Below are 11,623 nucleotides of genomic sequence, written 5' to 3' on the forward strand. Positions count from 1 at the left end.
GAGGGATCGAAGTTGTCTAAACAAGCAACGGGGGCCTTTACACTACCGGGGGAATCTGGTTATGAGGCGCTGACCCTGAAATTAGCTGAACGATGGGGTGCCGATGTCATCCGTGACAGTGATGGCACGCAATTGTCCGATGAGATTATAAACGCTGGATACGGCATTTATTCTACAATCTGTATCATCAGAGATCATAACGAGTGGGCGTCCCGCAATCTGGATAAGCTGCAGCAGTGTTTTTTAATTACGAATCCGAAGGTAGCTGTACAGGATTATGTATCCATCTATCTGATGGAGGATTTTTTTGCAGAACAATTCAAAGTGAATGATTCCAAAGAGGCGCTTAACTACTGGCAGGTTTTTGACAGAACGACCGGGGAAGAAGTTCCAAGAGAACAATGGAATTATGAAAGGGAATCCGGAAATGTGGTCATTACCGGAATTGCTCCTTGGCATAAATACACGGTAAGCTTCATGGTCTACCGGATCTGGGAAGAGATTTCCATGTACAATCACACCACGAACCATTGGGACAAAGAGCATTTGATGCAGATTGATCCTATTTATACAGAAACGCAACAGTATCTGCTGGATTGGATGGAAGATTGGTGTCTTCATCATAAGGAAACCACGGTTGTCCGGTTTACCTCCTTATTTTATAACTTCGCCTGGATTTGGGGCAGCAATGAGCGCAATCGCCATCTGTTCTCTGATTGGGGGTCATACGATTTTACGGTAAGCTCAAGAGCGCTTAATCTATTTGCCAAGAGATATGGGTATTCGATGACTGCCGAGGATTTTGTGAATGGTGGAAAGTATCGCGTCACACATATCCCGGCTGAGCAGCGCAAGCTGGACTGGATGGCATTTATCAATGATTTTGTAATCGAATTTGGCAAGAAATTAATTGATATCGTGCATCAGCACGGCAAGCTGGCCTATGTGTTTTATGATGACAGTTGGGTTGGCATGGAGCCTTATAATGAACGTTTTCAAGAGTTTGGATTTGACGGATTGATCAAATGTGTGTTCTCAGGTTATGAGGCGAGGCTGTGTTCAGGTGTAAAAGTGAATACGCATGAGATTCGGCTGCATCCCTACTTATTTCCGGTTGGCTTAGGCGGGCTTCCTACCTTTATGGAAGGGGGCGACCCCACGCTGGATGCCAAAAAGTATTGGATTAATATCCGGCGCGCCCTGTTGAGGGAGCCTATTGACCGGATTGGACTGGGTGGATATTTGCATCTTGTAGAGCCTTACCCGGATTTTTGTGATTACATCGAAAAGATTGCCAACGAGTTCAGAGAAATCAAAGAACTGCATCATGAAGGCAAACCCTATCACATGAAGACGAAGGTAGCTATTCTGCACAGCTGGGGAAAATTGAGATCGTGGACCTTGTCTGGTCATTTCCACGAAACATATACGCATGATTTGATTCATATCAATGAGGCTTTGTCCGGATTGCCGGTTGAAGTTCAGTTCATTGATTTTGACGATATCCGTCAGGGAATACTACAGGATTGTGATGTAGTGATTAATGCGGGCTCTGCTGGTACAGCATGGAGTGGCGGAAAGCACTGGGATGACAACAAATGTGTAGACTTACTGACCCAATGGGTTTATGAGGGCGGCACCTTTATTGGCATCAATCAGCCTTCAGCGGTTGAAGGTCATGACAGCTTTTTCAGAATGGCACATGTCCTCGGTCTGGATGAGGATACAGGCTCCAGAGTAGCTCATGGAAGATGGACATATGAGGTTAGGGATGAGCATGGTTTGGTGCCTGAAGGGGCAAGTATAACGCCGAAGAATAGGATTTATCTTACGGATGGGTCAGCTGCGATAGCGGGTGAAACGAATGGAATGATAACACTATCCACTCATGCCTTCGGTAAAGGTAAGGGAATTTACCTTCCTTCCTTCGAATTCAGCTGGGAAAATACAAGATTGCTGCTGAATATAATCCGCTTTGCGGGCAATGAGCTCAATGAAACGAAGTATATTACGGATAACTTATATACAGAGTGTGCTTATTATCCAGAAAGTAAAATGTTGGTTGTTATTAACAATAGCGATCAACTGCAAAAAACAACGATTGAAACGGACTATGGCAAACAAATCATGGAATTAGAGCCCTATGACACCATGATCACCCATATCGGCTTAACAAAATCGGTATAGGACATAAGAAGTAGCGGTATCAAGCCCTCCTTTATTTTAAGAAAGGGCTTTTTGTTTCAGCACCTCCAGAAAATCCAGCCAATTTACCGGGGATTTTGTCCATTCAAAAGCATTTAGTCCTTCATTAACTATAAGTATAACAATGAAGGAGATGATTTCTTTGCGAAAGGCAACTTTAGTGAAAATTAGAAAAGCGGAAGCAAAATTGGGGAAAAAACTGAAAAAAAGAAGCCATGTGGTTATGAATGTTAAAAAAGCCATTCGTGTAACTCAACTTGGAGATGGGTTTGCACGCTTCACTTTCGCTCCGGTCACTATTTCTCCTAATAGCTTTAGAAGCACTACGATTAACGGTAACGACTACAATCTGATTAGCGGTTCATGGATTTTCTCGGGAAATCAGCAAGGGTTTCTGCTCGATAACTATTCTGCGGCGGAAGACAGATGGTTCTTTACTGCATGGAATCCAACGGGAACCACAAGAACGGTATCTTATGCTGTTATCGCCAAACGGAAGCCATAATACCAATGTCATCGTTAGCAGGGAAAAGGAGCTTGAGGCTTCTTTTCCCTGCTAAAATGTAGAGAGCATTTTGAACAAACCTTCGATGATCTTATAATTTTTGATAATGGTTTAAGAGGTGCTCAACTCTTTCTTTAATAATCTGTTTTAAAGATTCAGGCTTCACGGATCGTACATAATGACCATATCTCATAAAGTAATTAGCGATAAACTCTTCTTCTCCAGGATTATAAAATCCTTTTATGACTGTTTTATGACCCTGTTCTATTTTCATAGAAGGATAATGTTCTTTATAAAAGATATCCTTGGCTTGTTCTACAATTTCTACTTCAAAATCAATGCTCTTCTCAGATTGATACATTTCTAATGAACGAATAATGAGTTCATCTATAGAAAAGTGAGAATTGATTTCCTCTTCTTCTATTGAGGTGATTCGATCACATCTGAAAACCCTATATTTGTTCGTATTTAACTCTATTCCAGTAGCGTACCATTGGCCAAACTTAGCGGAAATCTTGAAAAATTGAACATGATAACTTTTGTTCTGGTTATTTTTTGAATATTGAATCTTACAGTACGTCTCATTAAGAACGCTGGTTAGAATTTTATCTAAATAACGACTAACATGATTATGCTGATATATTTCAAATTGTAGAACCTTTTTCATTTTATGAATCTGGTTTATTTGTATTTTAGAAAGACAGTGTTCAAACTTTTCATTGAGTTTATTAACACTCAAATGAAAGGGTGTAGATTGATAAGCTTCTAAGGTCAACATTGCAAAGTATAGAGCATACACTTCATCCATCGTAAAAATAATAGGGGATAACAGTCTATTTTTTAAGATACCATATCGTCCATGTCGGCCATGTTCCGAATAAATAGGCATACCTAATTGTTCTAATGAACTAATATCACGTAGGGCTGTACTTTTTGAAATGTGGTATTTATCCATGAGATCATTTAAATTAAAGTACTCTCGACTGTTTAAGTATCTGATCATGTCATTTAATCTTTCGGATTTCTTCATACATAAATCTCCTTATAAAAGGTGTCATGTTTTGATACCTTTACAAATGATAATAGGTTCAAGGGGATATATCAAATCTATAAGATATCTACCTAAAAGCATGATAAAAAAGGAGATTGAACCCATGAGTACAACACTGGAAATAGCTATTTTCTTATCCATGAACGGAAAAGCAAAGGAAGCTATAGCTTTTTACAAAAAACATTTTAACGCAGAGGAACGATTTCTTGTTACTTATCAGGACATGGCCAAACGTGACAGCTCAATACAGCTTACTGATGAAAATAAAGATTATATTTCTCATTCTGTCTTATTGATCGGAAGAACAAAGGTTATGATAGCAGAAGAACCAATGAATCCCAATGAGGAATATACCGTAGGGAATAACATTTCATTATGTATTCAAAGTGCTGACAGAGAAGAAATTGAACAATTTTATCATAGTCTCATAACAGATGAGCGAGTGAAAATCATTGTACCTTTATCTGGCAATGTGTTTAGCCAAGCCTATGGTATTATTGAAGACCCGTTCGGTATCCAAATACAATTCATGTTTGACCAGCGGTTACAATAAAAAAGTAGGTTAAAAAAAGCACAACAGCATGGTGAAAAGTGGATAATAAATGGATAGAAGTAAAAACTAAAATGGGCAAATCCAAGATACCACAGCAGAAAAGGAGACACTATGACGGAGAAAAAAGAAATAGCTGATAAAATAGGGTGGAACTTCGACAACAGTTATTCTCGTCTGCCGGAATCCATGTTTACGAAGCTCAATCCAAATCCTGTTCGCTCACCAAAGCTGATCATTTTAAATCATCCGTTGGCAGTCTCACTGGGTTTGAACGAAAATGCGCTGCAAAAAGATGATGCCGTAGCGATATTGGCCGGCAATCAGGTTCCCGAGGGTGCTACGCCTCTTGCTCAAGCTTACGCAGGACATCAATTTGGGCATTTTAACATGCTAGGAGACGGCCGTGCTCTACTGCTCGGCGAACAGATCACTCCCTCGGGCAAACGAGTTGATGTTCAGCTCAAGGGCTCAGGCAGAACGCCGTACTCCCGTCGTGGTGATGGCCGTGCGGCACTTGGGCCGATGCTCCGCGAATACATCATCAGCGAAGCGATGCATGCGCTAGGTATCGCTACCACCCGCAGCTTGGCGGTGGTAATCACGGGTGAGGCGATCGTCCGGGAAACTGAGCAGCCCGGTGCCATTCTGACTCGTGTGGCTGCCAGTCATCTTCGCGTCGGCACCTTTCAATATGTCTCAGCATGGGGCACTTCCCAAGATCTGCGTACTCTGGCTGATTACACATTGGAACGACACTATCCGGAAGTTGCCAATGACGAAAACCGTTACCTTTCACTGCTTCAGGAAGTGATTAAGCGTCAGGCGAAGCTGATCGCCCAATGGCAGCTGGTGGGTTTTATTCACGGAGTGATGAACACTGACAATATGACTCTTAGCGGAGAAACTATTGATTATGGTCCTTGCGCCTTTATGGATACCTATAATCCTGAGACGGTGTTCAGTTCCATCGACATGCAGGGCCGCTATGCTTATGTCAATCAGCCGCATATCGCTGCGTGGAATCTCGCGAGATTGGCAGAGACCCTCTTGCCACTGCTGCATGACAACAGAGAGCAGGCTGTCAAAATGGCCGAGGATGCAATTTCAGATTTTGCAAACATGTTTCGCCATCATTGGCTTGCGGGAATGCGGGCCAAATTGGGGATCTTTAACGAAGAGCCGCAGGATGAGTCCCTTATTGAGGATCTTCTTAAAATCATGCAGAAGCATCGCGCGGACTACACCAATACCTTCCGTGCTCTCACTTTAAAAAAGCTGGAGGATGCGGTTTTGTTCAGCACGGCGGATTTTACCCAGTGGCACGAGGAGTGGCAGGCGAGGCTGGACAGACAGCAGGAATCCGAAGCCACCTCGTATCAGCTGATGCGCAGCAGCAATCCCGCAATTATCCCGCGCAACCATCGGGTAGAAGAAGCACTGGAGGCTGCGGTGGAACGAGAAGATTACCGAGTGATGGAGCAGCTTCTTGAAGTTCTTTCGAACCCTTATGCTTATTCTACCGAACAGGAAATTTACTCTACATTGCCTGAGGAATCCACTTGTCCTTACCGAACATTTTGCGGTACCTGATCTGTAGTAGTCATGCTGAACAATTGGCTGATAACGTATTTCATGCGTTGGTGGAGAAGAACAACTTTCTCTCACCAACGCATTTTGTTTTTATTTTGAATCTGTTCATTTACAGATGAGATCCACCACTTGCATCAATCAATTGACCCGTTATCCAGCGGCTATCCGTTGAGGCAAGAAAGGCAGCTATATCTGCAACATCTTCAGGCTCTCCCCAGCGTTTAAAGGTTGATAGGCCAGCGGCAAATTTCTGTCCGTCAGGATCTTGTAAGGTTCCGCTATTCATCTCTGTATTGATAATGCCTGGTTGGATGGCGTTGACGGTAATATGACGGCTCCCAAGTTGATGAGCCAAAACGTGCGTTAGTGTGTCGATGGCCCCCTTTGACATGCTATATGCGAAAACACTAGGGGAGGCCACGCGTGTAACAAACGATGAGAGATTGATAATGCGGCCTCCATCTTTTAGACGCGGCAAAGCTTGCTGGGTAACAAAAAGAGGTGCTTTGACATTCATGTTCATGACTTCGTCAAAAGATTCTTCTGTTGCCTCTTCCAGAGGGACAATTTGACCTATTCCAGCGTTATTGACGAGAATATCAAACCGATTATCGCCTGTACATTCCCGAAGCGCTTCATCCAATTTCGCATATAAATCATGAATGCCGTTCAGGGCACTGAAGTCAGCACCAATCGTAAATGCAGCCCCTCCAAGTTGCTCAATTTGATGAACCACCTCATCTGCTTCTCTATGCCTTTTTCCGTAGTGTACTGCGACAATGGCCCCCTCCCGAGCCAGACGTAATGCAATGCCACGACCGATTCCTCGACTTGCACCAGTTACTAAAGCGATTTGACCTTTTAACTTACTCATGTCTTCATCTCCTTGTTTGGAATTCATGCATAGTTATATCACAAGGGTATGTTTGAAATGTTGCTCTTTCATTCGGAGCTTATGTTTTACACTGTATGGATATAGGCTTTAAACAAGCTTAATATCGTGATATTTATCATTGAAAAAACACGTATCTTCAACGCTCTAATGCATTACATTGAATTGACCAATGTTCAGTAAAATGAATCTCCTTCCTTTCCATTTCATGTCTAAAAATGTCTGCTAATTAGCAGTTGTATTTAGACGTTTTTTGTCATACAATGCATCTAATGCTACGGACTCGGTCTTAGAAACAGTAAGGTTTGGACGGCAAATAGGACGTGGTTGACTTTGTATATTTATGAATCGTGGAGCTACTGTGTAGTCGTTCGATCAACCACGTCAGTCTGAAAATTAATAATGTTTGGGGGCAGTTTTCCGGATCATTAGCATTTGATGACGAACATATACGAAGGGGAGCGTTCTTTTGGAATCGAAACAATTAACGAGAGGGCTGAAGCCACGACACGTTGAGTTGATTGCGCTTGGAGGCACGATTGGCGTTGGCTTGTTTATGGGATCGGCAAGTACGATAAAATGGGCAGGTCCTTCGGTGCTGTTGGCTTATCTCTTAGCTGGGATTATTATGTTTTTTGTCATGCGGATCATGGGGGAAATGCTGATTCTTGAACCGGTGACGGGCTCATTTGCTACCTTTGCTCATAAATACATCAGCCCTTTGGCCGGTTTCTTGACCGCTTGGAGCTATTGGTTCTTATGGGTTACTGTAGGAATGGCGGAGGTCACTGCGATTGGGGTATATGTGGGCTACTGGTTCCCGGATATCCCGCAATGGTTGCCGGCTTTGGCAGGTGTAATTATTATTGCGCTGGCCAATTTAGCGGCTGTGAAATTCTATGGAGAATTTGAGTTTTGGTTTGCGATGATTAAGATTATCGCTATTATCTTCATGCTAGTAGTTGGTACGGGGATGATCTTCTTTGGCCTCGGTAACGGCGGACAACCGATAGGTCTATCCAATCTAGTCAGCCATGGTGGTTTTTTTGCAGGAGGGTTAAAAGGGTTCCTATTTGCACTATGTATTGTAACGGCGGCTTACCAGGGGATTGAGATGGTAGGCATTACAGCGGGTGAAGCAGAAAATCCGAAAATGACCCTGCGAAAAGCTATTAAAAACATCATCTGGCGTATTCTGATTTTTTACGTAGGGGCAATCTTTGTCATTGTTACGATTTATCCTTGGGACCAAATTGGCGAGATTGGCAGCCCGTTTGTTCTGACTTTTGCCAAGGTAGGAATTGTAGCTGCTGCGGGTATTATTAACTTTGTCGTACTTACAGCTGCGATGTCAGGTTGCAACAGTGGTATTTATAGTGCGGGCAGAATGTTATATACATTGGCTAAGAACGGACAAGCTCCTAAGTTCTTCGGGAAGGTTTCCGCAAGCGGTGTCCCTAGAAATAGTATAATAACGACCATTTCCTTGCTACTGGTAGGCGTGTTATTTAACTACCTAATGCCTGATTCCAAACTGTTTTTGTATATTTACAGCGCTAGTGTTCTCCCGGGTATGGTACCGTGGTTTGCATTAGCCATCAGTCAATTTAAATTCCGGAAAAAGTGGAAAAACGAAATGGAAGATCATAATTTTAAGTCTCGTTTTTTCCCGATCAGTAATTACATCACTATTATCTTTTTGTTGCTCGTAATCGTTGGAATGTGGTTTAATCCGGATACACGCTTGTCGTTAATTGTCGGGGCAACCTTCATGGCGATCGTCGTTGTTGGATATTTTGTCTTTGGTATAGGAAAGCGGCAGAGAATTGAAGAATTAGAGAAACACGAATAGGCTGCTCAAGATGTAGTATTTGCCGAGCGTAATTCAGATGTCCTGAGTTGCACTCGGCTTTTTTTTATGGAGAGGAATAGAGCAATGGAAAGGCTGTGAGTGAGCTACAGAAGGGTGTGATCATTGCAAAATAAAGCGAAGGTACCCCCAAGCTATACTTGGAGACACCTTCAATTAAAACTGCTTTTACAACTTATTGATTTACCTAGCTTACATTGTGCTAATGTCAATCACGAATCTGTACTTCACATCAGATGCTAATACTCGTTTGTAAGCTTCGTCAATCTGGTCAGCTGATACCACTTCAATTTTAGGAACAATATTGTGTTTCGCACAGAAATCCAGCATTTCCTGTGTCTCGCGGATACCTCCTATCATTGATCCTGCAAATGAACGGCGATGTCCGATAAGGGACATCACATTGAGTGACATCGGCTCCCCGGGGGCACCGACATTCACCAAAGTTCCGTCAAGAGTGAGTAGTGCAAAATAAGCGTTCAGATCTATGTTGGCACTTACCGTATTAATAATCAAGTCAAAGCGTCCAGCCAGTTCTTCAAATGTTTCTGGTTCGCTTGTGGCATAATAGTGATCCGCGCCAAATTGCAAGCCATCTTCTTTTTTCTTTAATGTTTGTGATAGAACGGTTACCTCAGCACCCATAGCATGTGCGATCTTGATAGCCATATGGCCAAGGCCTCCCATACCCACAACTGCCACTTTCTTATCTGGGCCAGCTCCCCAGTGGTTTAACGGCGAATAAGTCGTAATACCTGCGCAAAGTAATGGAGCAGCCACTTCAAGCTCAATATTATCTGGAATTCTTACTACAAAATCCTCAGTTACGACAATGTGGGTAGAATACCCGCCTTGTGTAGGCTCGCCGTATTTGTCAACACCAGCGTAGGTAGGGACATTTCCTTTAAGGCAGTATTGTTCCTCTCCTTTACGACAGTTCTCGCATTCGCCACAGGAATCAACCATACAGCCAACTCCTACCCGGTCACCAACTGTGTACTTTGTAACTTTAGCTCCTACTTCCGTAACAATCCCTGCAATTTCATGTCCAGGTACGAGTGGGTAGTTCACGGGTCCCCATTCGCCGTGAGCAGTGTGGATGTCAGAATGGCATATGCCAGCATATTTAATTTCAATTAATACATCATGTGAATCAAGATCCCGTCGTTTAATTTCAGCCGCTCGAAACGGTTTGTCTGGGCCGTCGACAGCTCGTGCTTTAGCAGTAATCATAAATAGCCTCCTAATTACTTATATTTTTCAAGAGAAAGTAATTGTATTGAATACAAAGTGAAAACTAAGTGAAGTCGATTGAAGTTTTCCTCTTGCAGATCAATGTTAATCCTTATAGTTAACTCTAAGTCAAGCAACTACCTATATTCCTTTTAAAAAATTATGCTAGGAGACTTTGACACTCAACCAATAGCTTGATAGAATCCCTTTATACCTAGAGTTAACTCGAAGTCTATATCATTAAGGATAGGAGATACATGATGAAGACATATTCGATCAGCGAAGTTGCTAAAGAATTGAATCTTACAGCATATGCCTTGCGTTACTACGACAAGGAGGGACTTATGCCTTTTGTAGAACGGACATCTAGCGGAACAAGATTATTTAAAGAATCCGATATTGACGCTTTAAAAATAATTGAATGTCTAAAATCCACCGGAATGCCGATCAAAGAAATTAAAAATTTCATAGATTGGTGTTCTGGGGGAGATTCCACACTACAACAAAGATATGACATGTTTATCGAACGAAAAGCGACTGTAGAAGCACAAATGGAGGAACTAAAAAAAACAATGGAGGTTATTGAACATAAATGCTTATATTACAAAACTGCATTGGATGCCGGAACGGAAAATGTTCATAAAAACAATAATATAGGGAGTCACATGACTAACTAACAGAAAAGACATAATTTATCCACACTTCCTTCTAATATTTAACTGTTAGTAGAATTATTGAAAAGCTATAATTCTAATGATGATTTGAGTGTATATGAAGAAAAGAGGTTGTGGGTATGAAGTTGAAAAAATGGCCAGTAGTATTCATGCTAGGTATTATCATGCTGGTATCTGTAGGCTGGAACAGTGGAATATCTTATGCAAAATATTATTACGAATACACTTGGGATCAGTACAAGGGGACTGAAATCAAGACCTACAGGCTGACACCAGTAGCTGGTAGAGCCGGATCTATGGATCAGGAAAAGGCCCTTGCTGCTATTGGCAAAACTCCAAATGTGTATGGAAAGTTCAGTGGCTATCAAACAGATAAAATAACTGAATTTGCAACCAAAAGTGTAACGGATGAGGTTTATCATTATGCGATTGTTGATTTTAATACCGATAAGGAGCCAGCAATTGTAGAATACGTGAATCCAAAAGGCGGAATTCCTCATACATGGAACGGAACTGATGAGATTCGAATTTTTATGAGAGGATCTGAGGCTGCTTCTTTGGCTGAGCTGTTTTATGAGGGAACTCCAAGTGAAGGACGCTATCATTTTAATGCTAACGATGTCTACTTAGTTACATTATGGTCCAGCACAGCACAATCAATCACGGGAATGTCTGCTGAAGCACTAGTTGAGGAAGGACCCTCTACGCTTATAAATCGAGAGTGGGTAAGTCAAATAAAAGACAAAGATCCTGCTGCTTATCCGCAAAACGGAACTCTAAAGGGCTACTTTTATATTTATAAGGGTTCTGAGTTGAAAAAGGATTAACGAGCAGCCAGGACTTAATAAGTGTATCTTACACAAAAAATGAGATAACATTTTGTATTCAGACGAATGCGGATACAGATGTCATCTCTTTTTTTATTTATGGTGTACATGATTAAAATGATAGGTCCAAAAGGTGATAAGTATTTAATTGCCAATGAAAACCATTGTTTAGTGATAGGGAATTAAGGCTTAAAAAATATGGTGAAAGAGCAGGGTAGCAGAT

General features: G+C 41.9%; 10 protein-coding genes. 7 read left to right on the forward strand and 3 right to left on the reverse strand.

The genetic code is table 11. The features are described 5' to 3' along the window. Nucleotides 1-12: 12 nt before the first annotated feature. Both gnpA and ACH59B_RS04625 read left to right on the forward strand, forming a co-directional pair. Nucleotides 13-2,187: a 1,3-beta-galactosyl-N-acetylhexosamine phosphorylase gene (gnpA, locus tag ACH59B_RS04620; RefSeq protein WP_016819834.1), complete on the forward strand. Its 2,175-nt coding sequence runs from the start codon at nt 13-15 to the stop codon at nt 2,185-2,187. A 151-nt stretch (nt 2,188-2,338) separates the two neighbouring features. Further along, nucleotides 2,339-2,710: a hypothetical protein gene (locus tag ACH59B_RS04625; RefSeq protein ID WP_225164894.1), complete on the forward strand. Its 372-nt coding sequence runs from the start codon at nt 2,339-2,341 to the stop codon at nt 2,708-2,710. A gap of 91 nt (nt 2,711-2,801) precedes the next feature. Here ACH59B_RS04625 and ACH59B_RS04630 read toward each other — a convergent pair whose 3' ends face one another. After that, nucleotides 2,802-3,740: a YafY family protein gene (locus ACH59B_RS04630; RefSeq protein WP_016819836.1), complete on the reverse strand. Its 939-nt coding sequence runs from the start codon at nt 3,738-3,740 to the stop codon at nt 2,802-2,804. Nucleotides 3,741-3,864: 124 nt separating this feature from the next. Here ACH59B_RS04630 and ACH59B_RS04635 point away from each other — a divergent pair, with 124 nt between their 5' ends. Beyond that, nucleotides 3,865-4,314 carry a VOC family protein gene (locus tag ACH59B_RS04635; RefSeq protein WP_016819837.1) on the forward strand — a complete coding sequence of 150 codons (450 nt, stop codon included), beginning with the start codon at nt 3,865-3,867 and terminating at the stop codon, nt 4,312-4,314. A gap of 111 nt (nt 4,315-4,425) precedes the next feature. Next, the gene (locus ACH59B_RS04640; RefSeq protein ID WP_016819838.1) at nt 4,426-5,904 is read left to right on the forward strand and encodes a YdiU family protein; all 1,479 of its coding nucleotides are present in this window, start codon (nt 4,426-4,428) and stop codon (nt 5,902-5,904) included. Between the two features lie 109 nt (nt 5,905-6,013). Here the strand turns inward: ACH59B_RS04640 and ACH59B_RS04645 are convergent, their stop codons facing one another. Further along, nucleotides 6,014-6,778, reverse strand: a complete 765-nt coding sequence (locus ACH59B_RS04645) for an SDR family oxidoreductase (protein WP_016819839.1) — start codon at nt 6,776-6,778, stop codon at nt 6,014-6,016. Nucleotides 6,779-7,265: 487 nt separating this feature from the next. Here ACH59B_RS04645 and ACH59B_RS04650 point away from each other — a divergent pair, with 487 nt between their 5' ends. Further along, nucleotides 7,266-8,648: an amino acid permease gene (locus ACH59B_RS04650; RefSeq protein WP_016819840.1), complete on the forward strand. Its 1,383-nt coding sequence runs from the start codon at nt 7,266-7,268 to the stop codon at nt 8,646-8,648. A gap of 210 nt (nt 8,649-8,858) precedes the next feature. Here the strand turns inward: ACH59B_RS04650 and ACH59B_RS04655 are convergent, their stop codons facing one another. Continuing rightward, nucleotides 8,859-9,899, reverse strand: a complete 1,041-nt coding sequence (locus tag ACH59B_RS04655; RefSeq protein ID WP_016819841.1) for an NAD(P)-dependent alcohol dehydrogenase — start codon at nt 9,897-9,899, stop codon at nt 8,859-8,861. Between the two features lie 260 nt (nt 9,900-10,159). On the opposite strand from ACH59B_RS04655, the gene ACH59B_RS04660 reads away from it, so the two are divergent. Next, nucleotides 10,160-10,576 carry a MerR family transcriptional regulator gene (locus ACH59B_RS04660; RefSeq protein ID WP_016819842.1) on the forward strand — a complete coding sequence of 139 codons (417 nt, stop codon included), beginning with the start codon at nt 10,160-10,162 and terminating at the stop codon, nt 10,574-10,576. 116 nt (nt 10,577-10,692) lie between these two features. Next, nucleotides 10,693-11,400: a hypothetical protein gene (locus ACH59B_RS04665; RefSeq protein ID WP_016819843.1), complete on the forward strand. Its 708-nt coding sequence runs from the start codon at nt 10,693-10,695 to the stop codon at nt 11,398-11,400. Nucleotides 11,401-11,623 lie beyond the last annotated feature (223 nt).

Origin of the sequence: Paenibacillus sp. DP01 (assembly GCF_044784315.1) — a bacterium.
Classification (GTDB): domain Bacteria; phylum Bacillota; class Bacilli; order Paenibacillales; family Paenibacillaceae; genus Paenibacillus; species Paenibacillus polymyxa.